Below are 24,257 nucleotides of genomic sequence, written 5' to 3' on the forward strand. Positions count from 1 at the left end.
CATGAAGAAATCGATTTTTAAACCCTTATTCGTGCTGTTGTTTTTGTGTGTATCGTTATTGGCACAGAAACCGGTTTTTGGACAGCAAAGTCAGCAGGAACGGATGGAAACCCTGGAGAAAAAACTGGTGGGACTTTCGGCCTTTGTACCCGGCTTAAAGCAAAAGGTGCAGCTGGGGCTGTCGGGTGCCTCCATTCAGGAGTTTTTAAGGGCGGTGGCCCAGGCCAATCAGCTCAACATCAATGTAGACCCGATGCTGAACATCAAGGTGTCGAACAATTTTACCAATGAGAATGCCTTGAATGTGCTGCTTTTCCTGGCCAAAAATTATAACCTGGAAGTGAACGTGATCGGTTCTATCATTACGGTTGGGCCCTATAACCCACCGGTGATCAAAGCCCCTTATGTGCCAAAAGTAATTGCCCTGAAATACAATGCGGCTGCAAATACCCTATCGATGGAACTCAGCAGCGACAGCCTGGTGCTGGTGGCCCGCAAGATCAGCCAGCTTTCAGGAAAAAATATTGTGGTGCCGGTAAGTTTAAACAGCAAACTGGTAAGCAGCTTTTTTAACGAGGCCCCATTGGAGACGGCCCTGGAAAAACTGGCATTTGCCAATGAGCTGAAGCTGACGAGGACCAGCGACAATGTATATGTTTTTCAGGCCCTGGAGGAAGGGGAAGAAGTTTTTATCAATGCAGATAAGGACACTGACATCAGGAAGAACCTGAAACCAGCCGCCGGGGCCGGGGCTGCTAAGGGCACGTTTAATGTTTCAGGAAAAAGCGATAAAAACATTAAAAGTGGTAAGCTGCTGAACATTGATGCCATCAATACCCCGATCATAGACCTGGTGAAATCGGTCGCTAACGAGACGAATATCAACTTTTTCCTGTATTCGGAACTGAAAGGGAACATCAGCACCAAGGTGAACAACATTACCTTCGATAATTTTTTGACGGCGATGTTTAACGGAACGGATTATACCTATAAAGTGGATAATGGAGTATACCTGATTGGCGACAGGAAACTGGAGGGGCTGCGCAAGAACAAAGTACTGCAATTGCAGTACCGGTCTGTAGATACGATCATGAACATGATCCCTATGGAATGGAAAAAGGGGGTGGACATTAAGGAGTTTAAGGAGCAGAACACCTTGCTGCTTTCCGGTTCGGCCCCGCAACTTGCGGAAATTGAGACCTACATCAGGGAGCTGGATAAACTGGTGCCGATGGTGCTGATTGAAGTGACCCTGCTGGATATCAGGAAAGGGCATACCACCAAGACCGGCATAGAAGCCGGACTGGCAGATTCGGTGGTGCGGACCAGGGGTACTGTGCTGTCGGGTGTGGACATGACCCTGGGTGCAGGTTCTATCAATAACCTGCTCGGAAAAATTGGCTCCAACAGTGTATTTAATATCGGAAAGGTAACCCCCAACTTTTACGTGAAACTAAATGCACTGGAAGCCAACAACAATATCGAGATCAGGCAGGTGCCCAAACTGGCCACCCTGAATGGTCATACGGCCAATTTAAGTATAGGCACCACCCGGTATTACGTGACCAAAACGCAGAACGTGTTTTCATCGGTTAATACCCAAACGGTATTTACCGAACAGTTTAACAAGGTGGATGCCAACCTGGCCATTGGCATTAGTCCCGTGGTTTCGGGTGATGACCAGGTGACCCTAAAAATTAAGGTAGAGATATCTGACTTTATTGGTACGCCGCCCGCAAATGCACCGCCACCGACATCGACCAGTAAGTTTGAGTCGATTATCCGGGCACATAACGAGGATATGATTGTACTGGGTGGTATGGAAAGGTCGGAAAAATCGGATAGTGGAAGTGGCGTACCCCTGTTGTCGCGTATACCGGTCCTGAAATGGATATTTAGCAGCAGGGAGCAAACGAAATCGAAGGTAGTAACGCTGGTCTTTATTAAACCGACCATAATTTATCAATAGTATGCTGAAGGCCATGATACAGGATTTAATGAGGCTGAGCACCCTTACCGGTGTGCAGGTACATACGGAGAAGGATGGGCAAAAGCTGATACATGCCTGTACCCTTAAGCTAAGCAAAGCGCAGCTGGGTTTTGAGCACCAGCACAAAGGCCTGAAAAGTGTAGTGCACTTTGCCAAAAATTTTAAGCCTGGTCCGCTTGCAATTGTGCTGACGGGAAAGGGCATCATCACTAAAAAAATTGATAAGGTACAGGGCCTGGACCCGCAGGTGCTGAACCAGGTATTGCCGAATGCGAATCCGGATCATTTTTATCTGCAGCATTATAGCAATGAGGAGTATTCATTTATCTCGGCCATCAGGCGTAATGAGGCCGATGAGCTGATGGCCGCTTTCAGGGAAGAGGGATTTATGGTGTTGTCGCTCAGTTTGGATGCTTTTGTACTGGATGATGCGATGGAACTGAAAGAGGGGCAGCTGGAAGAGGAATTGTTGCCCGCCTACGCCGCGGCTTTTCAGGTGCTGCTGGGCGGAACGGAAGGAACCTATGTAGCGGTGGAGCAGCTGAGGGTTAACCGGGCGCAGGCTTTTGCCAGGGCAAAACTAAAAGGGATAGGCTTGCTGGCCGGACTGGTGTTAATGGTTTTGCTGCTGCTGAATTTTGTAGGGTACAGCTATTACAGCGAGCAGGTTAAGCAGCTTTCGGCTGCCAGTAACAGCAGTACTGCAGAAATAGGAAAATTGAGAGGCCAGGAAAAGGAGATCGGTAAAAAAACGGAATTGATTAAGGCTGCCGGCTGGACGGGTGGCTTAAATTATGCTTACCTGTGCGATGCACTGATGGCCTGTATGCCAGCTAAAATGAGTTTGCAGGAATTTAGCATTAACCCAGCCGATGAGGAGTTGAGCAGGGCCAGGCATGAAATGGTGTACCAGAACAGGCAGGTAAAGGTGAGGGGGGCCTGCAGGGATGCCAGCATGCTGAACAACTGGATTTTTGCCATCAGGGCGAAAGACTGGGTGGAAGGCTGTAAAATATTGAATTATGCGATTAACCCCGATGATGGCAGCGGATCTTTTGCCATCGCCGTTCAACTGAAAGCCCATGAAGAATAAGACCCTGGATTATACCCTGGTACTAAAGCTGGTGATACCTCTGATGCTTTTGCTGCTGCTGGCCAGTTACCAGCTGGCTTTTAAAAGGACCTGGGAAAGCTACCGGACGTATACTTTACTGAAGGAGCAGGGCCTGGGTACAGATCGGCTGAGCGTGAGCCCGGTTTATACCCTGGCACGCATTAAAAAAGTGGATGAGCTATACCGGCGCTTTAGAGTGGATACCCTGGCCTGGAAAAATACCTTATGGAACAGCGCAGCAGGTTTGGCGCAGAAATATGCCTGTACGATAAATGCCTATCCACCAGTGAAAACGGTGTTGTACAACGAACAGCAGTTTTACAGGCAGGCTATGGGGTTTAACGGCGAATTTGGAAACCTGCAGCAGTTGCTGCATGAGTTGAGTTATTTAAAAAATATAGGCGTGCTGAGCGGGATCACTTATGTGAAAAAGCCCAGGGAAAAGCAGCTGATGCTGAATGTAGAACTACTGGCACTGCCGGACAAAGATTAAATGTATATGAAGAGAAGAACAAAATTTTGCGCTATTGCGCCCGTGCTGCTGATCATGCTTTTGATGGGGATGGTCATGTCCTGTAAAGATTTCATAGAACCTTCGCTGGAAAAACGTAAGGTAGTATTGCTGGCCCCTGCAGATGGGGCTGAATCTGGAAAGTACCAGGTAGGTTTTTGGTGGGAACCGGTTGAGGATGCACTGTATTACCGGCTGCAGCTGGTAACGCCAGATTTTGCCGGTGCGAGTTCGCTGGTTGCAGATACGCTGATGAATGGTTTAAACAAGATCAGCTTAACGCTTGACCCCGGCCGGTACCAGTGGCGGGTAAGGGCTGAAAACGGGAGCAGCCATACCGCTTATACCAGTGCTGGCTTTATCATCCATGAATCTTCTGTTGAAGAGCAGAAGGTGATACTCAGTTTGCCGGGAAGCGGTTACCTGAGTAACCAGGAAACGGTGCAGCTGAAATGGAATGCCCTGTTTGGTGCGGAACAGTATCGGTTGCAGATTGATACGGAGAATTTTGGGGATGAGGCAAAAATGGTTTACAATGGTACCTCGGCCGGTCTTTCTTACAGCTTTACTTTTCCGAAAGAGGGCTTGTTTAAATGGCGGGTAAGGGCAGAAAACGCCGCGGTGCAATCGAAATGGTCGGACATATTCAACCTCAGTTATGACATTAGCCCCCCGGGCAAAGTAACGATTGTTGGCCCCGCAAACGGGCTTGTGGTAACTAAGCCGGTTACACTGCAATGGACGGGTGTAGCCACGGCTAAAAAGTATAAGTTATACGTGTTTAAAAATGATAAGACGTTATACAGTTCCGGTTTCCCGGCGTTGGTGAGTGGTACCAGCTATGTGTTTAACCTGGGCGAACCGGGTGAAAAGGTTTACTGGCGTGTTTCGGCGGTTGATGAGGCAGGTAATGAGGGGGCCTTGAGTGATGAAATGAACTTTAGCATTCAGTAAGGTATGAAGCACAAAAAGGCATTGCTGTATTTACTGGGGTTTTTGGTGATCTGCATCTGGGGCATCATCATTATGCGGGTTTATGCTGCAGTTGGAACAGATAAGGCGCTTTTGCCGGCGTTAAATATTGCCGGGGATACGATAAAAACCCATGTGCCTGTGTTGCAGCCGGATACTTTTCAGTTGCAGCTGGGCTATGCTGATCCCTTTAAAGAACTGGAAACCGAAGGTCAGCAGTCTGCCGTTTCTGTTGCTCAGGTTGCAGCAGGTACGGTGCAGCCCATCAGGCCGGTGCCTGCAGCGCCAATGCTTAAGCCGGTAAACACCAGATACCTGGGCTATGTATGGAATGCAGGGAACAGGAAAAAGGTGGCCATTATGAACCAGAATGGCAGGGAACTGATGCTGGAAGAGGGCGGGCTGATCGATGAGCTGCAACTGATCAGCATCAGCAGCGATTCTGTTAAAGTGAAGTATAAAGGTAAAACGAGTTTTATAAGGATAAATAAATGATGAAGGTAAACAGAATTTTAACAATTGGCTTGCTGGTATTTTCGGCCTGTAAACCACAGGAGCTGAGCCTGATTGGTAACCTTGGCCGTAAGGTAAGGGTAAGTAACGCCGATGGTTTTGTTTATGCAGAACTGGCAAATACGGAGGATAAGATATTTACGGCCAGTAATAAAGTATATGCCTGGTATGGTAAAGGATTGATACACAGCAGTCAGGGTGATTATTCGGGTAAACTGCTGCATGGGCAATACATAGCTTATTATGCAGTAAACAAACAATTGAAGGAAAAAGGGGAGTACGCCTATGGACTGAAAAAGGGGAAATGGCTGATGTGGCAGCCTGACGGGACTTTGCTGGAAACGCAGCACTGGTATCGGGGCTTAAAAAATGGTCCTACCCTGCGGTATGACAGCTTAGGTAAGCTAAAAGAAAAAGTAAGGTACAACAATGGGAAGCTGCTGGAAAAGAAAAAAGGGACAAGCCTGTTGGTGCGGTTAAAGAAAATGCTGAAAGGGAAAAAGAAATGATCCGGTCCTCTGCGTTATACATTTCTTTGATCTTATCGATGCTGATTGTGCTGATCTGCGGATCGGTATTGCTGATCGGCTATACCTACAGGATGGAAAATAAGAAGCTGGAACGCAGGGATAAGCTGGAGCAAAACCTGGAATCGGGATTGACCGTAGTGCTGCAGGCCGATTTTAATACAGATACTTTGGCAAAAATGAGTTTATATGGCCTGGATGATGACAGTGTATTGCTGGATAAACAAGCCTGGGGGATTTATGAAATGGGGCTGGTGAAGGCCTGGATAGGCAGGGATACCTTACAAAAGGCTTTTTTAATTGGCGCCGGGGTAAAGGACACATTAAAGGTGCTGTACCTGTGCGACGAGGACAGACCGCTGTCCATCAGTGGTAAATCTTTGATCAGGGGAACAGCATACCTGCCCAAATCGGGCATAAAGGCCGCTTATGTTGAAAATGCAACTTATGCCGATAAAACCCTGGTTTATGGCAGCATAAAAGACAGTGGGCGGTTACTGCCGGAACCTGAGGGAGTTTTTTTGCAGCAGGCTGTTGATTTACTGGCTGTGCTGGACCATAAGGAGCTGCCGGCCGAAGAAATGAATGGGCCGGATAAGGACAGTACGCTAAACTCTTTTTATGCACAGGTAAAAAGGGTTTATATGGGGGAGGCGCATGCCACGCTTTCGGGTTATAAGGCCAGGGGCAAGGTGATGATCTTTGCAGACAGTGCTATTGTGATTGATGAAAGTACCAGTTTAGACCAGGTGATCCTGGTGGCGCCTTATGTACAGATCAAAGATGGCTTTAAAGGAAAGCTGCAGGTATTTGCCAGCGATTCTATCCGGGTGGGTAATAGGGTGCAGCTTGACTATCCTTCGGCATTGCTGGTATTAAAAAATGATACGGCAAAATTTCAGGTAAGGATAGACATTGGCAAAGACTGTAAGGTTGAAGGGGTTTTGTTTGCCTACGAAAAGGAGCGGAGTCAGCTGATGCCCGTGATTGCCCTTGGCGAAGGTTCAGTGGTTAAAGGCGAGATCTATGTAAAAGGATATTTGAACCTGGCTAAAGGCGCTGCTGTTCAAGGTTCTGTTGAACTGATCCGTTTTATGGCCAGGACCAGCAGTTCCCTGTATGAAAACTACCTGATCGATGTGCAGCTGAACAGGCCTGCACGTTCAGGGTATTACCTGAGCTCGAAATTGTTTAACGGCCAGGCCGATCAGAATAAAGTATTGTGCTGGCTATGGTAAGGGGAGGGAAATTGAGTGGCTCATCCATCATAGAAACCATTGTTGCTGTGCTGATCCTGCTGTTGAGTTTTGCAGCTGGCATAAGTCTGTATAGCCAGGTGATGCTGAGCACGTATTCGGACGTAAAACTGCGTGCCAGCCTGGAACAGGGTTTTGTAGCCGACAGCCTGATCAGTGCCGGTGTGTTTGAAGACCAGGTATTGCAAAGAGGGGAACTGCATTTTGAGCTGGGTTATAAACCTGTTGAACGATACCCGGGGCTGCTGCTGATGCAACTGCAGTGTTACGATCTGTCGGGCACTAAATTATCGGAGTTGAGACGTATGATCAGGAGGGACGATGGGCAGTAAGGTTAAGGCTTTTACCCTGTTTGAGTTGGTGTTGAGCATGCTGCTGGCTACTATAGTTATTGGCATGGCCTACTATGCCAGTTCCATTTTTATGCGCCTGCAAGAGGGCTACAGCAAAACCAACCTGGCGCAGGCAGAACTGGTGCAGTTTAAAAAGGTGATGGCTAAAGATGTGGAAAGGGCTGCCAGGCTGGAGCTTTCAGAAGGAGAATTGCTACTGGAGGATCTGAAAGGGGGGCTGCTGATAAGCTATGAACTGGGAAAGGACCGGGTACTGCGTAAGGCTTTACTGTTGGATACTTTTAAGCTAAAAGATTTAAAGGTACAGGGAAGTTTTGAGGGGCAGGTACAGGAATCGGGTTTAGCTGACCTGTTGGTTTTCAGTTTTAGCCATGCGGGTGAGCCGGCCTTGTTTCGGGTGAAGAAGCAGTATTCGGCAGAGGAGCTATTTCAACTAAAAAAATAAATTATGGTCAGGGTAGACATTTCAAAATATCAGCAGCGCAGTAAGACCTTGAAAAAGGAAGTACCCAAAACTGGTTTTTCCTGGGGCGAAATGCTTTCCAAAGACATCAGTATTGGTTCGGGCAGGTTATCGGACAAGAAGAAGGACGGTTTCTTTTTTGAATTGAGCACGTTGCTGCAATCGGGCATTGATTTGAAGAACAGCCTGGACCTGATGACGCTGGAACGTATTAAGGGGACAAAAGATAAACATACGGAGCTCATCAGGCAGATTAAGGAGAAGGTTATTGCGGGGCAATCTATGGCTTTGGCGGTGCAAAGTTCGGGCAAGTTTTCGGACTATGATTTTTTTAGTATACAGATAGGGGAAGAGACGGGCAACCTGGCCGAAGTGATGAAAGACCTGGCGGTATACTACCGCCGTAAGATTGCCCAGCACAGAAAGATTGTGGGGGCGCTTACTTATCCGCTGATCGTACTGAGCACTTCGGCCGGAGCGGTATTTTTTATGCTGCGTTTTGTAGTACCTATGTTTAGTGATGTGTTTAAGCGCTTTGGGGGCAAACTGCCCTGGATTACCCAGGTAGTGATCTCTTTTTCTGCTTTTGTGGAACGCTTTTTTATTCCTGGTTTCTTGCTGCTGGCGTTGCTGGCTTACCTGGTTTACCGCAACAGGAACGGGTTGTTGTTTAGACGGGTTACCTCTGATCTGGTGTTGAAGATACCGGTGCTGGGCGAACTGGTGAAAAAGATTTACCTGGCCAGGTTTTGCAATACCATGCGTTTGCTGGTGAGCACCAGGGTCCCCTTGCTCAGGGCCATTGACATGGCCGGACAGACTATTGTGTTTTACCCCCTTGAGGTTTCTTTAAAGAAAGTAGAGCAGGGCATAATGGAAGGCAGGGCATTGCATGAATGCTTAAGCGATTTCAGCATTTATCCGCCCAAGCTGGTGCAGCTGATCAAAGTTGGTGAGGAGATCAATAAACTGGATTATTTTTTTGAAAGTATAGCCGGGCAATATGTAGACGAGATAGAGCACCAGACCAATACCCTGAGTAAATTGATAGAGCCATTGATCATTATTTTTTTAGGGCTGGTGGTAGGGTTTATCCTGGTGGCCATGTACCTGCCAATGTTTGAAATGAGTAACAGTTTTTAACGCTTAATATGAATGCTATGAAAGTAGATTTAAATCGGGTAATTACCATTGACGCCTTAATCAGGCAGAAAGCAACGGGCAGTCCTGACTGTTTAGCCGAACATTTGAACATTTCGAGACGTGCTTTGTTTGACACGCTGAATTTTATGAGGGTGCAGCTGGATGCCCCTATAGTTTACAGTAAGATTAGAAGGACATACACTTATCAGGAGCATGGGAGTTTTAGCTTTAAGTACAGGAAGGTTTAGTTTGGGGTATTGACATATTTCGCTAAAAACTGTAATGACTTTTTCAGCGCGAGCTGCCCATCTTTTCCCTCAAGGTTAAACTGGTACTCATGTGGTAATGCCGGTTGATGGTCGTTAGCAAAAAACAAGCTATCTACTTTTACACCAAGATTGTTGAGCCTTGAGGCCAAGGCATAGGAATGAGCGGCTAAAGGATCATTATTGCCTACAGAAATAAACGTAGGCGGGAATGCCGGAGTTACTTTTCCAGTGATGGAAATGGCGTTAAAAGCCGGATTGTTCATGAAGTGCTTATCTCCAGTAAACGACCATAACACTGATTTTAAAAACCAGCCTGAGCTTCCCTTTAAATTTACTTGACTGATGTCGTAAGCGCCACAATACAACAATACAGCAGCAAGTTGATTTCTATTTAACGAGGGTTTAATTTTTATTGCTTTGGCATAATCCTGATCACTGATTGTTCCGGCCATTTGTGCGGCCATCTGGGCACCACCGGAATCTCCTGCCAATATGAATTTTGAAGTGTCAATGTTAAATTTTCCGGCATTTTTTTTCAGAAATGCGAGTGCCTGGTTTACCTGGAACAATTGAGTTGGATAGGTACTTCCAGGTGCCAGGGAGTAATCCACCGCCGCTACAATGTATTTTTGTCCTGCCAGTATTTTACAATAGTTACCTACATCATTTTTACTGCCGGCCAGCCATGCGCCTCCGTGTATCCATATAATAAGGGGGGCGGGATTGCCCTGGTGTTCATCTTTAGGGGGGAAATAAAGATCTAACCTGGTCTCCTTATTATTTATATCTGCATAAGGGATATTGAGTTCCTGGGAAATGTTTTTGGGCGTAAAGCGATCAAGTGCAAGATTTGTTGCCTTACCCCCTTTGTTAAAAGCGTAACGGATTAGCATAGCGGAAGGCCAGGGACTTATCTGGAAAGCAATATAAGTTAGTAATAACAAAAGACACAAAACGCTGAAGAACCAACTCAGTATTTTAAGTCCACGCCTTTTTGCAGGTTTTGAGGTATTTATAGTTGGTTGGTTCATGTTTATGCAAAACTCATATTTCAAATATAAATTTATTACAGTTATAAAAATGTTGAAGGTTAAAGAATGATTTGTAAAAAATGCCATATAATATACTTAAAATTTTAAGTACCTTTGCACAGCCTGGGTAAGAACCTGGGTAATTAGAGCAATAATCAAATACTGCGCATTATGGATTTTATGAAACTAACCCTGGGCGAAAAGTTCAGAATGTTAAGGGAGCAGGCAGGCACTTCCGTAGAAGAAACGGCTGCGCTGCTGAAGACTGCGGCAGGGACGTACAATAAAATTGAAACTGATTTTATTTATCCTACGGAAAGTATGTTAAATAAGGTTGCAAGGTTGTATGGGATAAGCTATGATGAACTGCTGAATGTAGGGGAAGGATAGTTAAGCGTTATCCAATTCCTTGATGATTATTCTATTATTAATCATTTGTCAGAAAAATGATGAAAAAAGAGGCAGAAAAATGAACCAAATAGTATAAAATTATAAGATCACAATAGCTTCATCACAATTGAAATAACAATAAAAAAACAGATGAAAAAGGATGTTATATTAGTGCCAAACAAAAAAAATGAGTAACCAAAACAGCCCTGTTGTCGAAAATCACCTTGTACGTATTGGCGTGTTGTTGATTGACATGCAAAGGGATTTAATATTTGAGATTGATAATGAGCAGCTCGTATTTTTGGAGTGTGAATTTATCAGAATACAGGAAGCCGTTACCCAAATATGGGCCGAAAAGCCAATTGGCCTTTCTTATTTTCTGTCATTTCATCTGGCAGAAGCCAGAAGACTGAAAAATCAGATCAAAATTAAAGAACTGCTTAAAAACAAACCGGAAATGACAGATACTGCTATTTTTAGGTTAAATGTTTATACCTTGTTAAGGTATAGCCTGAATGATCTGATTCGTTTGCTGAACAAATTGATAAAAGGAGAGGGGATTCATTTGAAAATGGACTGATGCTTTAAAAAAACTAAAGACATAAGGATCAAAAAGGGCTTGCTAAATTTAATTGGCAAGCCCTTTTTAATAGTAATGGTATGGTATTATACCAGTTTTTTATACCTGATGCGATGTGGGGTTACATCGCCCAGACGTTTCTTGCGGTTCTCCTCATAATCGCTGTAGTTTCCTTCAAAAAAGTAAACCTGTGATTCACCCTCAAAAGCGAGAATGTGTGTACAGATACGGTCTAAGAACCAGCGGTCGTGACTAATTACTACTGCACAGCCACCAAAGTTTTCCAGTGCTTCTTCCAGCGAACGTAATGTATTTACATCGATATCATTGGTAGGCTCATCCAACAGTAATACATTTGCCCCCCTTTTTAAGGTAATGGCCAGGTGTACGCGGTTACGCTCTCCACCGGATAATATTCCTACTTTTTTCTGTTGGTCGCCACCATTGAAATTGAACTTGGATACGTAAGCTCTGCCGTTTACCGCTTTGTTGCCCAACTGGATATTATCAAGTCCGTCTGTGATGTTCTCATAAACAGTTTTATTGGGGTCAAGATCGTTGTGCATCTGGTCTACATAGCCCAATGCAACTGTTTCACCCACGCGGAAAGTGCCGCTATCGGGAGTTTCCTGTTCGGTAATTAATCTGAATAAGGTAGTTTTACCGGCACCATTTGGACCAATGATACCTACGATACCTGCAGGAGGCAAAGAAAAGCTCAGGTTTTCAAACAAGATCTTATCGCCATAGGCTTTGGTTACATTATTGGCTTCGATTACGACGTTACCTAGTCTTGGACCTGCAGGGATAAAGAGTTCCAGTTTGTCTTCCCTTTCTTTGGAGTCTTCTGAAGCCAGCTTGTCGTAATTGGATAAACGGGCCTTAGACTTTGCATGTCTGGCTTTTGGCGCCATACGTACCCATTCCAGTTCACGTTCCAGCGTTTTCTGGCGTTTGCTTTCTGTTTTTTCTTCCTGGGCCAGGCGCTTGGCTTTTTGGTCTAACCAGGAAGAGTAATTTCCTTTCCAGGGAATGCCTTCGCCTCTGTCGAGCTCAAGGATCCATCCGGCAACATTATCCAGGAAGTACCTGTCGTGTGTTACTGCAATAACAGTTCCTTTATAATTTTTCAGGAATTGTTCCAGCCAGTCGATGCTTTCTGCATCCAGGTGGTTGGTAGGCTCATCCAGTAACAATACATCCGGTTCCTGGAGCAGCAGGCGGCACATGGCCACACGGCGGCGTTCACCTCCTGATAATACCGCAATTTTGGTTTCAGGGTCCGGGCAGCGTAATGCGTCCATGGCACGTTCCAGTTTGGCATCTAACTCCCAGGCGTTCACTGCATCTATTTTATCTTGCAGTTCACCCTGGCGGGCCATTAATTTATCCATCTTATCGGGATCGGAATAATTTTCCTCTAAGCCGAATGCTTCATTGACTTCCTCATATTCTTTCAGGATAGCTGTTATTTCGGCAACGCCTTCTTCTACAACCTCCCTTACGGTTTTATTTTCATCCAGTTCTGGTTCCTGGGCCAGATAGCCAACGGTATAACCTGGAGAGAAAACAACTTCTCCCTGGAAGGATTTATCCAACCCGGCTATAATTTTTAAAAGAGAAGATTTACCGGATCCGTTTAAGCCGATTACGCCAATTTTGGCGCCGTAAAAAAAGGAAAGATAAATGTTCTTTAAAACTTGTTTCTGTGGTGGGTAAATCTTATTTACCCCTGCCATCGAAAATATAATCTTTTCGTCCATGCTAGGTATTTCGTGTAATTAAGGCAAAGATAGCAAAGGTAATGGAAACTCATATTGCTTATGATTTTACTGCCGGCAACGTAAACGTTAATACAATTCGCGTGCTGGTTTCAAATCTATTTTAAAACCACCTACTACCAGGGTAGTAGATTAACTGTTTTATTAATACATAGCTTAAGATTAATGAATAGGAAAGAAGCGCAAGGGTCATTTGACGGGTATAGAGCAAATACTGTTGCTGCTAACTTTTGCTTGCCAAAATGGGTGTACAAGTACGCGTATAGAGGAGATTATTTATCACCTGGCCATCCAGGATATGACAAGGCAAGTAGGGTACGGTAATGGACTTACCAATAACCATAGCAAACCACTTTATTACTTTTTGAGAAGTATTGCATGCTTCATTTATGATGCAGATCAATAATGGATAAGAAACAATTAAATAGATTAATATAAACCAAATGAAAAAACTAATTTTAAAATCATATGCTTATCGCAAAGTAGATATTCAGCCTCGCAGATCTTCTTCTTCTGTATTCAGTTTAGTTGTGATGTGCTTAACAGTAGTTGTTTTATCCCTGTCTTCCTGTGAGCAAGACAAAGAATCACATAGAGACCTAATCCCATCTGACGTTTCCGGAAAGGTAGCTGAAATTGCTTCCGCTCAACCGTTGCCTGGTGGTAAAGCAAGGTTTACCTGGGTAAATGGCAACTTTGATACAAACGGTTATACATGGGAACGAATAGTGAATCTTGAGTTTAATGCGTCAGCAGGTACTGTAAATGCAACGTTGTATAACTGGCAAAGCGACGTTAAATTTGGTAAAACAGCTTTTAATTCTCATAGGTGCACTTTTGATGGAGTGACCAAAACCTGCCCCACGTGGTCGCCGACCGGCTGGATTGTTGGAGGAAGTGTAAATCCATATAGAAGCTGGTCAGGTACATACGTATATGATGTAGCCACCGGCCGTCTGGATATTTCCTGGACTACTGGCGCTATAGCAACTGAGAGTTGGACAATAACCAACCCAACACCAACCATTGCAAGGGCTTCGCTAATAACATCCAGTTACACACTTACCCATGGTCGTGGCTATGGAAGCAATGCTTCATGGAGTACTTATAAAAATATGGGTGAAATTTACACCTTTGCTCAGGCCCTTACTATTCCAACCTTTAAAAGTACTACCAGTAAAAGGGTAGCGGCAAGCGGTGCTACAGGAACAGCAACGCCTGTTATAACAGCTGGAACAGGATTCAATGGATGGGCTAAAACTTCTCTTAATCTTCAATCATTTACTAGTCCTTCCTCACCAACTCCAACAAACAGCTTGCATGTTTGGGATATGGGTTCAACTGCATGTACACCGTCTGCCTGCAGTTCAACTCCTCATCCCGGAGCAACCGGTATTATATATCATTTATCTAGCAATAATGACTCTAGACAATTGGCTTATACTAACAACTGTGCCTGCTTGTCTACCGCTTCTGAATTCCCTTGTTATCCAAGAAATCTTCATCCTTCTGCACTTATGCAGATCATCGATGACAATGGGGATCTTGTAGCTTTAGTAGGTATTGAAGCTCAAAATCCAGTGACAGGAGATAGTGGTAATCCAGCTTATCAATTTCATTTGTGGGATTTTAATAACATCCCCTGATTGTTTAGCAATATTCATCTTGCAATAAAAATCCAGAGACTTGTAGTGTCTGGATTTCTTAGTAAGCAAAGATAGCAATGCTTATGGGAATTCATATTGGTTATGAATTTCGTACCGGCGACGTAAACGTAAATACAATTCGTATATTGTTCCGAATTTATTTTAAAACCATCTACTACCTGGGCACATGTTAACTGTTATTTATTACTACACGACTTAATGATTAATGAATAGGAAAGAAGCGCAGGAGTTATTTGACAGGTATACAGCAAATTTATGTACTCCGGAAGAAAGAGCAATTGTAGAACGATGGTATGCTAAAGAGTCAGATTTGCAGCAATTACCGGAAGTTAAAGATGTAATTGGGGCAAAAAATGAAATATGGGATGGTGTTTTGAAGCAGGCTGGTTTAGCTGAGCCAGCCCGGAAATCGCCATTAAGAATCTGGATCAGTTCTGCTGCTGCAGTGTTCATTTTAATGGCTGCAGGCTTCTACTTTTATATTTCAAAGTTTAGCCCGGCACCTTTAGATAAACAGCAAACGATTACTGATGTGATGCCCGGCGGTGATAAAGCAGTACTGACGCTGGCTGATGGTTCGACTATTATTTTAGACCAGGCAAAAAAAGGCATACTTGCTAGTGAGGGCAATACATCGGTAAGTAAAACAGACAATGGCCAGTTGAAGTATGATGTGATGAAAAATGGACCTGGTACTAAAACTGCCGTTACCTACAATACAGTGAGCACACCAAAAGGTGGGCAATATCATGTCATTCTTCCGGATGGTACCGGCGTTTGGCTAAACGCCGTTTCATCTATAAAGTTTCCTACGTCATTTGCGAATAAAGAAAGAAATGTGGAGATTACAGGGGAAGCTTATTTTGAAGTAAAAGCAAATGCAGCTAGCCCTTTTATTGTAAAGGCCGGAGAAACCAATGTGCGGGTATTGGGTACTCATTTTAATGTGATGGCCTACGCAGATGAAGTGTCCGTAAATACTACTTTGCTGGAAGGCAGAGTTAAGGTTTTTGCAGGTAAAAATGCAAGTACAATTATGCCAGGACAGCAGGCTGTAACGGCAAAGGGTATGATCAATGTGGCCAATGTTGATGTTGAAGAGGCCATTGCCTGGAAAAATGGCTATTTTTACTTTAAAGATGCTGATGTGAAAACGGTGATGCGACAGATTTCAAGATGGTATGATGTAGATGTGGAATATAAAGGAACTGATTCTGAAACTGCATTTTCCGGAAAAATGCATAGAAATGTAAATATATCGAAGGTGCTTGAAATGTTGAGCTATTTTAAGATTGATTATAAAATAATAGATTCTAGATTTCATAAAGGTAAAAAGACCATAGTGATTAACTAAAATATCCTCTCCCTGGTTATGAAATTAATAACGTTATTGATAACCATAGCTTTTATTCATATCAGTATCAAAGGATACGGTCAGATTACGCTGAACCAGAAAAATGCAGCACTGGGAAAAATATTTCAGACGATTGAAAAGCAAACGGGTTATGTGTTTTTGTATACAGATAAAGAGCTGACCAGGATAAAGATTGATATACAGGTAAAAAATGCGCCGATTGAGGTAACGCTGAAGGAATGCTTCAAAAACCTGCCTTATACCTTTAAGATCGTTGAAAACAATATCCTGCTTAAAAAAGAGGATGACATTGTCGTATTGCCTGAAACAGCTGCTGCCGGATCGGAGATCCAATTACAGGGAACGGTGAGTGATGATAAAGGTGCGGCCCTGCCTGGCGCAACGATAAGGGTGGAGCACAGCAGCATTGGCACAATTGCCGGTTTAGACGGTACATTTACCCTCCAGGTTCCGGATGCGAAAGTGATGCTGATTTTTTCGTATGTGGGTTTTGTGACAAAAAAAGTAAGACTTAACGGACTGGCCAGAATGGAGGTGAGCCTGACGGAGGATGCGGCTGCTTTTGCAGAAATCCAGGTGGTGGGTTATGGTATTCAGAAAAGAGCCAATGTGGTAGGAGCCATTTCCAATATTAACATGAAGGAACTTAGAAAAGCAGCACCATCAAATTTGAGCAATGCGCTCGGGGGCCGTGTTCCTGGTATAATTAGCAGAATGGGAGATGGAACACCAGGGGGTGTGCAGAATAGATTCTCGAATGGAAACGCTGATGATGCCCAAATTTATTTACGCGGAAGAGCCAGTATGAACAATACAAGTGCCCTGGTCCTGATCGATGGTGTGGAAGGTTCCTTGTCCAGAATAAATCCGGAAGATATTGAGCAGTTCAGTGTGCTGAAAGATGCATCTGCAACAGCAGTTTACGGTGTACGAGGGGCTAATGGCGTGATCCTGATCACGACCAGAAAAGGTAGCATAGGGGCACCAAAGATCGGTATAACCAGCCAGATCAGGATGCAAAAGGTATTGGATTTTCCGAATTTTCTAAGATCCTATGATTTCGCAATGTTAAATAACGAGGCTCGTAAAAATCAGGGTCTTCCTGAAATTTATTCAGCGGAAGATCTGGAGCATTACCGTACCGGTGATGATCCTTATGGCTGGCCGGATGTTGACTGGAAAGAAGTATTGCTGAAAGACCAGTTTTATGAACAACAGTACGTTGGAAATGTTTACGGTGGGACAGAACGGGTATCCTATTATTTATCCGGTGAGTATAACCAGTCGGGTGGCGCGTTCATTGAAAATAAAGAGAAGAATACACAGTATAGGTACAGACGTTATAATCTTAGGACCAACTTTGATTTTAAGATCACTAAAACTACTGATCTGGGTGTGAAATTGAATGGCAGGTTGAATGACCTTCATTACCCACTAAAAGGTGAAAGTAGCGGACAGCGGGTAACTGGTCCCGGATGGAGCGATATTACGGCAAGAGCCCCGCTCACTGCCCCGGTATACAATCCTAACGGTACTTATGCAAATGGTGGTTCGGACCTGCCGGGTAACCCTGTGGCTGAGTATATGGAGGGCGGTTTTGCCCAGCGGCTGCAAAGCGGTCTGGAATCCAACTTTACGCTGAACCAGAAGTTGGATTTTGTAACACCCGGGCTTTCATTCAGGGGCTTATTTGCTGCGAACTTTGGATCGGGCAGTGCAAAAGCATTAAATTCAAGGAGTGCTGAGATCTGGGCGTATGATAAAATTACCAAGACCTATACATTAATGTTTGGGGCTGGAATTCCAACCTATACACTGGGTAGTAATTTCAGTGATTTCAACCGTATACAACAGGTTGAAGCTGCCTTGAACTATGATAAGGCGATTGGCATGAACCACAAAATAACCGCCATGGGCATTGCTACCCAGACCACCAAAGAGGCTTCGTTCATTGTTCCTACTATTTTCAAAGGAATGGCAGGCAGGCTTACCTATGCTTATAAGGATAAATACCTTGCTGAAGGAAATGTAGGCTATAATGGTTCTGATGCATTTAGTAAATCGAAACGTTATGCATTTTTTCCTTCCGGTGCCCTTGGATGGGTAGCTTCAGAAGAAAGTTTTATAAAGGATAATGTTAAGTTTCTGGATTTTCTGAAGTTCAGGGGCTCCTATGGTGAAGTAGGGAATGACAGGCTCGGTTTCGGATACAGCAACTTGTATATCTATTCATTTAGAAACCCGCTCGCGGCTGAGACTCCCGGTACCTCTACTACAGTTAACGGCTATTATAGCCTGGGAACTACACCTAATCAAATCCTTCCGATCTTAGAAGGAACGTTGGGAAATCCAAACGTGACCTGGGAGGTTGCCCGCAAGGCAGATATCGGGGTGGAGGCAAAATTGTTTAAAAGCCGTCTCAGCTTTGAAGCAGATGTATTTCTGGAAAAGCGTAATGATATTCTGATCAACAGATTCGATATACCGTTGATTTCTGGTTTAGTACCAGCAAAGCTTCCTGCATTGAATGCCGGAAAGGCAACAAACAAAGGATATGAATTATCGCTTAGTTATTCTGACAATATTGGTGGCTTTGGTTTTACAGTAGGGGGTAATTATACTTTTGTCCGCAATACCATCGATTACATGGCTGAAACGCCGAAGAAATACCCATGGCAGGAACAGACGGGCAAACAAATTGGCATGCTTGCACCTCAATTTATCTGGACGGGTAAATTTTACAGTGAAGAGGATTTGACCAATAATGCTGTTCCCAAACCGGTTGCAAAAGTTTGGGCCGGCGAACTGATGTTTAAAGATCTGAATGGCGATGGTAAAATTGACTCAGATGATAAGGCATATACTGGTTATGGTCAGATTCCGGAGAAGATATTTGGCATTAACCTGAATATGGATTACAAGAATTTTTATTTGAATACGTTCTGGCAAGGTGCATCCAACGTGGTCATTAACCCTACTGCCGGGATGCGGCTTGAATATGCTGGTTATGGATACAATGTTCAGGAGTTCCATAAAGAAGATCGTTGGGTATATGATCCTTCCCGCGGATTGGATACGCGGGCAACGGCAAAATATCCCCTATTGATGCTCGGAGGCGCACCGCAAACCAGGGAGCTTTCTACCTTTCATGTGCTGAATGGCGAGTATTTACGTTTGAAAGCAGCTGAATTTGGGTATACTTTTCCTAAAACCCTAATCACAAAGCTTCATATAGCAGACCTGAGAGTGTTTGTAAGTGGTTCAAATCTGCTGACTTTCTCTCATTTAAAGAGATATCACATCGATCCTGAATATCTTGGAAACAATATACCGGGTCAGATGGTTGCTGGTCAGGGTGAGGCCAATGGACTTGGATCCGGAGCTTGGTCGCCCCAAAATAAATTTTATGCCTTTGGGCTTAACGTTACTTTTTAACAAGATAAAAGTTTTAGACAGTCTATAACTTTTATCTTTGTTTTATGTTTCGGTGACGTAAACAATTGTTGTTTATTAAATATTCCTTTGGTATATTCGTTTTCAACTAAACCTCCATGCGGACCGTCAAATCATACACTGACCAGGAACTGCTTGATTGTCTAAAATCAGGGGACCAGCAGGCTTTTGCTGAAATTTATAACAGGTACTGGAAAGTGATGTATTTTCATGCTTTGAAGATGCTGGGCGATGAAGATGATGCAAAGGACCTGGCACAGGAACTTTTTGCTACTTTATGGACCAAAGGAACCAATCTTCCCTTTAACAGCAACCTTTCTGGTTATCTGTATATCACTGCAAGAAATAAGATCATTAACCTGATCCAGCAAAAAAAGGTAAGGCGAGATTATTTAAGTGCCTTATCTGCGTTTGCTGAAGAGGCAGGTAATGGGACTGTTGAGCAAATTGACGAAAAGGAATTGCTGCTGATCGTAGAAAAGGAGATTCAGAATCTGCCTGTTAAAATGCGCCAGGTTTTTGAATTGAGCCGAAAACAATTCTTATCCCATAAAGAAATTGCAACCCAACTGGGGATATCTGATAAAACGGTGAAAAAACAGATCGGATACGCAATAAGGATGATTAAACTGAAACTGGACGTATTGACAAGGATAACCATCATATTATTCTTTTTAAAATAAATATTTTTTTTCTTCCGCTCTACTACCGGGTACAGTCTCAACTGTTTTACCATTAACAAGGCAATATAAGTCTGCAGGGTTAATGAGAAATTGAGTTTACTGAACAGCATGCAGTACGGTTTAATTTAAGTTGATAAACTGCAGATTTTAATTGCCCCAAACAAACTAAACCAAAATAACCACTACAATGAGGAAACAAAATTTAACCTGCTGTACTTTCAGGTACACAATGATTTTTTTAGTTTTTCCGCTCTTATTTCAATCTTGCAGTAAGAGCCAGCTACCTGGAGCCAGCGATTTAGAAGGTTCACAGTTAAAAGAAGGCAATCTGGAGGCTATGATGGCTTCGGAACAGCCCCTGCCAGGAGGCAAAGTCCGCTTTTCTGCGGTAATGGGCAATATGGATCTTACCGGCGAAACCGTTGTTAGAATTTGCAATTGGACATTTAATGCCAATGCCGGGACAGTGGCTGCTACTTATTGGGATTGGAATACCGCAGATGAAAAAGGGAAAACCTTGTTTAATGCACATACCTGTACTTTTGAGAACATCAGCAAAACTGCCAATCCTTACACGCCTACCGGATGGATGGCACCTGCAGGCATGTACTTTGGCCGGACAGGTATCTATACTTATAATGCTACCACCGGCGTACTTTCTATTGCATGGGATGCGCCCTGGGCGGGGGTTACTGAAAGCTGGAACGTGACCAACCCTGATGCGTTTAGCGCAAAGGTATCACTCAGAAGTTCCAATTATGGACTTACCCATGGCAGGGGCTATGGCAGTAATGCTTCGTGGAGTACTTTTAAAACAGTTGCGCAGGTGCCCCGTATTCTTTATCGAGGCTTTAGGATAGCTGTTTGGTCTACAAATGGAACTACCATATCTATAGACACTACTGTGACCGGGGCGTGGAAAGCTGACAAATTAAATTTAACTCCTTTTACATCTTCAGCCAATGGCAATACCTTGCATGTGTTATCGCCAAGCTCTGCGGATGTGTGTAATTCGGGTTGCACCACAACCAGAACGGGTATTATTTATCATCTTGCCAGCAATAATAATGGTAGAAGCATGGTTTACAATCATTTTCGTGCCTGTCTGCCTACAAATGCTGAGTTCCCTACTTATGACCGTAATTTACATCCCTATGCTTTTCAACAGATCATTGACGATAATGGTGATATGAGGGGTTTTATAGGAATTGAACAGCAAGACCAGCCTGGGTCTGTTGGTTACCAGTACCAGCTTAAAGAATACTTTCAGTAAAGGATTTAAAGCAATCGTCCTGAATATTTTAATGTACTAAACTTAAATATATGACTAAAATAATTACTCAATTTACCAGACGAGTCTTTACAGGAAGCGTGTTTCTGCTGATGATTGGTTATAATGCCAACGCACAGGAGCCGAATTCACAAGACTCAACCAAAAATTTATCACTTGGTAACCAGGACCAGGAGATTAAAGTTCTTTACGGATCTAAGTCGAAGAGGTATATTACAGGTGCCGTCTCTTCTATTTCAGGAGATGTGTTAAGTAATATTCCCGGTACTAACCGGCTAAGTGCGTTGTCAGGTCGTTTACCGGGTCTTTCAATAATCCAGGGTAAAGCTACTCCTGGAGCTGAGAGTATTTCGTACCAGATTCGGGGCTTTCATAATCTAAATGGTTCGGATTCACCCTGGATAATTGTTAACGGCAGGGTGGATGATGCAAGCCAGATTGAACCTAACGATATTGAAAGTATCACCATACTGAAGGATGCAGCGGCTACAGCTTTATACGGCATGAACGCTTCACAAGGCATTATACTTGTAACCACTAAGCGGGGTAAAGTAGGAAAATTAAAGATTAATTATAATGTTGAATCGACCTTTCAGCAACCAACCAGAATGCCTAAATTCCTCGACGCTTATAATTATGCAGTGCTTTATAATGAAGCACAACTAAATGATAATCCGATTGCTGTGCCGAAATACAATGCTACAGCACTACAGGCTTACAAAGATGGAAGCAATCCTTACTTGTATCCGAATGTGGATTGGTCTGATGAACTGGTGAAGGACCATTCATTGCAAATTCGAAATAATGTAAATGTAAGTGGTGGTTCGGATAATGCAAAGTATTATTTTTCAGCAAGCTATCTCACGGATGATGGTATCTTTAATACGGATAAAAGTATAAATACATACAGCACTAACTCTAATCTTGATCTTATTAATGTAAGGGCTAGTGTTGATCTGAAAATAACCAAAAATCTGAAAATATTTGCAGACCTCCGTTCAAAAAGGGACAAGCGTAATGCCCCGGGAGCCTACAATACACTTTTCGACGAAAACCTTTTTAATTCAATATACGCAACCCCGTCTAATGCTTATCCGATGAAAAATGCTGATGGTTCATTGGGTGGAAATATTACTTATCAGAATAACCCTTATGGAGGGCTTAATTACGCTGGCTATAATAACATTGTCGGAGCTTCGATGTCATCATTCGCTGAATTGGACTATGATTTTAACAGCTTATTGAAGGGATTGACGCTCAAAGCCAGACTCGGTTTTTCCAGTATATCATCATTTTATACAAACCGTGCCAAGAATTTTGCAGTATATTCACTAAATCCTGCCGGTTCCGCCACGCCTTATACTCAACTTGGAGCAACTACTGTAATCGTACCAGGTGGCGCATATATTAATCGGAACCGGATCTATGACCATTCATTAGCAGCGAATTATCACAGGGTTTTTGGCAATCATAATATCAGTTCAATGCTGATGTATGAACGGCAGCAATTTGATACTAATTCTGGTGATGGCAATGTTGCAAACTCGGGAAGACAAACTAAAAATTACCAGGGGCCAAAGGGAAGCGTATCATACCGGTTTAAAGATAGGTACCTGTTGGATATTGCAGCTTCTTATATGGGAAATGAGCAATATCCTGAAGGTGACCGCTATGGCTTTTTTCCTGCGGTATCTGCAGGCTGGATTGTTTCAGATGAATCTTTCATGAAAGGAAGTTTAATTGATTTCTTAAAGATCAGAGGCTCATACGGAAGAACCGGAAACGTTGCGCCAGGAGACTTGAATTTTAGCTATTACGGTTCTTATGCTGTTGCGGCAGGATATGGTGCTTATTTCGGTACTACTCCCACAGCAAGTTCTGGTGTATATCAAAGCCAGATAGCCAATCCTCTGGTCACCTGGGAAAAGACACTGAAATCTAATGCAGGATTGGATATAGCCCTGTTAAATAATAAGTTTAATGCTTCTTTTGATTATTTCAATGAAGAAACTAAAGATATTCTTATTTCCGGTGATATTACAGTGATGTACGGAGGCGGAAGTACTACTTCGGTTCCTTCCGGCATTTTCAAGAACAAGGGGTTTGAGGTTCAGGCAGGATGGACAGACAAGATCAAAGATTTTCAGTATTCTGTAACAGCCAACTATTCTTTTGCAAAAAATAAAGTTATAGAAAACGGTGAGGTAGAAAAGCAGTATTCTTGGATGCAAACGATAGGAAATCCTTTACAAACCCGAATGGGATATGTTTTTGACCGGTTCTATACCGAAACCGACAACATTGCAAGTTTACCCAGCCAGTCATCACTGGGCACACAGAAACCGGGTGATCTGAAGTATAAGGATCTGAATGGTGATGGAATAATTAATGAGAACGATATTACCGTTATTGGCAAGGCCAGAATACCACAAAGTAACTTCGGATTGAACCTTGGAGCTCAGTACAAAGGGTTTGATTTGAATGTGTTCTTTCATGGAACGCAAGGAGGTACAACCTATAATTCAGGCCGTACTTATTATGCATTTGTTGGACAAACGGGAAATGCGTTGGAGCATCACCTTGGCAGATGGACTCCTGGGTCGGGGCAATCAGCGACGTACCCTCGATTAAGTCTGACTAATACGAATAATACCGCAGTTAGTTCATACTGGGTAAAAGATAACTCTTTTGTAAGGCTTAAATACGCAGAATTGGGGTATACACTCCCAGCCAGGCTTGTAGGAAAGATCGGAATAACCGGCACACGGATTTTTGTAAATGGCAATAATTTATTCCTATGGGATGAGGTCAAACTAAAAGATCCGGAAATGGAAAATCCGGTAGGCTATCCATTGCTGCGCTCTTTTAGTGTAGGCCTTAATGTGAAATTTTAAT

Annotated in this window: 21 protein-coding genes; 19 read left to right on the forward strand and 2 right to left on the reverse strand. The window is 43.5% G+C overall.

Annotated features, from left to right (window positions below; translation table 11 throughout):
• Window position 1 precedes the first annotated feature (1 nt).
• The 11 genes from PHEP_RS05505 to PHEP_RS05555 are packed head-to-tail and all read left to right on the forward strand — an operon-like array spanning window position 2 to window position 9,090.
• Window positions 2-1,969 (forward strand): type II secretion system protein GspD, encoded by a 1,968-nt coding sequence (locus tag PHEP_RS05505; protein ID WP_012781265.1) that lies wholly within the window; start codon window positions 2-4, stop codon window positions 1,967-1,969.
• Window position 1,970: 1 nt separating this feature from the next.
• Window positions 1,971-3,083 carry a hypothetical protein gene (locus PHEP_RS05510; RefSeq protein WP_012781266.1) on the forward strand — a complete coding sequence of 371 codons (1,113 nt, stop codon included), beginning with the start codon at window positions 1,971-1,973 and terminating at the stop codon, window positions 3,081-3,083.
• Window positions 3,073-3,597, forward strand: a complete 525-nt coding sequence (locus tag PHEP_RS05515; RefSeq protein ID WP_012781267.1) for a hypothetical protein — start codon at window positions 3,073-3,075, stop codon at window positions 3,595-3,597. Before PHEP_RS05510 ends, PHEP_RS05515 begins: the two co-directional genes overlap by 11 nt.
• 6 nt (window positions 3,598-3,603) lie before the next feature.
• Entirely contained in the window at window positions 3,604-4,569 is a 966-nt protein-coding gene (locus PHEP_RS05520; RefSeq protein ID WP_143715703.1) for a fibronectin type III domain-containing protein, read from the forward strand.
• A gap of 3 nt (window positions 4,570-4,572) precedes the next feature.
• Window positions 4,573-5,082, forward strand: coding sequence for a hypothetical protein (locus PHEP_RS05525; RefSeq protein WP_012781269.1), 510 nt, complete (start codon window positions 4,573-4,575; stop codon window positions 5,080-5,082).
• The gene (locus PHEP_RS21525) at window positions 5,079-5,609 is read left to right on the forward strand and encodes a toxin-antitoxin system YwqK family antitoxin (RefSeq protein ID WP_012781270.1); all 531 of its coding nucleotides are present in this window, start codon (window positions 5,079-5,081) and stop codon (window positions 5,607-5,609) included. Before PHEP_RS05525 ends, PHEP_RS21525 begins: the two co-directional genes overlap by 4 nt.
• Window positions 5,606-6,865 carry a hypothetical protein gene (locus tag PHEP_RS05535; protein ID WP_143715704.1) on the forward strand — a complete coding sequence of 420 codons (1,260 nt, stop codon included), beginning with the start codon at window positions 5,606-5,608 and terminating at the stop codon, window positions 6,863-6,865. The genes PHEP_RS21525 and PHEP_RS05535 overlap by 4 nt, the downstream gene beginning before the upstream one ends.
• Window positions 6,859-7,215, forward strand: a complete 357-nt coding sequence (locus PHEP_RS05540; protein ID WP_012781272.1) for a hypothetical protein — start codon at window positions 6,859-6,861, stop codon at window positions 7,213-7,215. The genes PHEP_RS05535 and PHEP_RS05540 overlap by 7 nt, the downstream gene beginning before the upstream one ends.
• Entirely contained in the window at window positions 7,205-7,681 is a 477-nt protein-coding gene (locus PHEP_RS05545; protein WP_012781273.1) for a PulJ/GspJ family protein, read from the forward strand. Before PHEP_RS05540 ends, PHEP_RS05545 begins: the two co-directional genes overlap by 11 nt.
• Window positions 7,682-7,684: 3 nt before the next feature.
• Window positions 7,685-8,842 carry a type II secretion system F family protein gene (locus PHEP_RS05550; protein WP_012781274.1) on the forward strand — a complete coding sequence of 386 codons (1,158 nt, stop codon included), beginning with the start codon at window positions 7,685-7,687 and terminating at the stop codon, window positions 8,840-8,842.
• 17 nt (window positions 8,843-8,859) lie between these two features.
• On the forward strand, window positions 8,860-9,090 hold the full coding sequence (locus tag PHEP_RS05555) for a hypothetical protein (RefSeq protein ID WP_036675618.1): 231 nt from the start codon (window positions 8,860-8,862) through the stop codon (window positions 9,088-9,090).
• On the opposite strand, the gene PHEP_RS05560 is transcribed toward PHEP_RS05555, so the two are convergent.
• Window positions 9,087-10,004, reverse strand: a complete 918-nt coding sequence (locus PHEP_RS05560; protein WP_187290735.1) for an alpha/beta hydrolase — start codon at window positions 10,002-10,004, stop codon at window positions 9,087-9,089. The genes PHEP_RS05555 and PHEP_RS05560 overlap by 4 nt on opposite strands.
• Before the next feature lie 309 nt (window positions 10,005-10,313).
• Here PHEP_RS05560 and PHEP_RS05565 point away from each other — a divergent pair, with 309 nt between their 5' ends.
• Together PHEP_RS05565 and PHEP_RS05570 are read left to right on the forward strand one after the other, a co-directional pair.
• Window positions 10,314-10,532, forward strand: coding sequence for a helix-turn-helix domain-containing protein (locus tag PHEP_RS05565; protein WP_012781277.1), 219 nt, complete (start codon window positions 10,314-10,316; stop codon window positions 10,530-10,532).
• Window positions 10,533-10,719: 187 nt separating this feature from the next.
• Window positions 10,720-11,112: a hypothetical protein gene (locus tag PHEP_RS05570; RefSeq protein ID WP_012781278.1), complete on the forward strand. Its 393-nt coding sequence runs from the start codon at window positions 10,720-10,722 to the stop codon at window positions 11,110-11,112.
• An 86-nt stretch (window positions 11,113-11,198) separates the two neighbouring features.
• Here the strand turns inward: PHEP_RS05570 and ettA are convergent, their stop codons facing one another.
• Entirely contained in the window at window positions 11,199-12,875 is a 1,677-nt protein-coding gene (gene ettA / locus PHEP_RS05575) for an energy-dependent translational throttle protein EttA (protein ID WP_012781279.1), read from the reverse strand.
• A 461-nt stretch (window positions 12,876-13,336) separates the two neighbouring features.
• Here ettA and PHEP_RS05580 point away from each other — a divergent pair, with 461 nt between their 5' ends.
• From PHEP_RS05580 to PHEP_RS05605, 6 genes are all read left to right on the forward strand, one after another.
• The gene (locus PHEP_RS05580) at window positions 13,337-14,539 is read left to right on the forward strand and encodes a hypothetical protein (RefSeq protein ID WP_012781280.1); all 1,203 of its coding nucleotides are present in this window, start codon (window positions 13,337-13,339) and stop codon (window positions 14,537-14,539) included.
• A 226-nt stretch (window positions 14,540-14,765) separates the two neighbouring features.
• Window positions 14,766-15,914, forward strand: coding sequence for a FecR family protein (locus PHEP_RS05585; RefSeq protein ID WP_012781282.1), 1,149 nt, complete (start codon window positions 14,766-14,768; stop codon window positions 15,912-15,914).
• 18 nt (window positions 15,915-15,932) lie between these two features.
• Window positions 15,933-19,370, forward strand: a complete 3,438-nt coding sequence (locus tag PHEP_RS05590) for a SusC/RagA family TonB-linked outer membrane protein (protein WP_012781283.1) — start codon at window positions 15,933-15,935, stop codon at window positions 19,368-19,370.
• Window positions 19,371-19,486: 116 nt separating this feature from the next.
• Window positions 19,487-20,071, forward strand: a complete 585-nt coding sequence (locus PHEP_RS05595) for an RNA polymerase sigma factor (protein ID WP_012781284.1) — start codon at window positions 19,487-19,489, stop codon at window positions 20,069-20,071.
• Between the two features lie 229 nt (window positions 20,072-20,300).
• Window positions 20,301-21,344 (forward strand): hypothetical protein, encoded by a 1,044-nt coding sequence (locus PHEP_RS05600; protein WP_012781285.1) that lies wholly within the window; start codon window positions 20,301-20,303, stop codon window positions 21,342-21,344.
• 50 nt (window positions 21,345-21,394) lie between these two features.
• Window positions 21,395-24,256: a SusC/RagA family TonB-linked outer membrane protein gene (locus PHEP_RS05605; RefSeq protein ID WP_012781286.1), complete on the forward strand. Its 2,862-nt coding sequence runs from the start codon at window positions 21,395-21,397 to the stop codon at window positions 24,254-24,256.
• Window position 24,257: the final 1 nt, after the last annotated feature.

It is taken from the genome of Pedobacter heparinus DSM 2366 (genome assembly GCF_000023825.1).
GTDB lineage: Bacteria > Bacteroidota > Bacteroidia > Sphingobacteriales > Sphingobacteriaceae > Pedobacter > Pedobacter heparinus.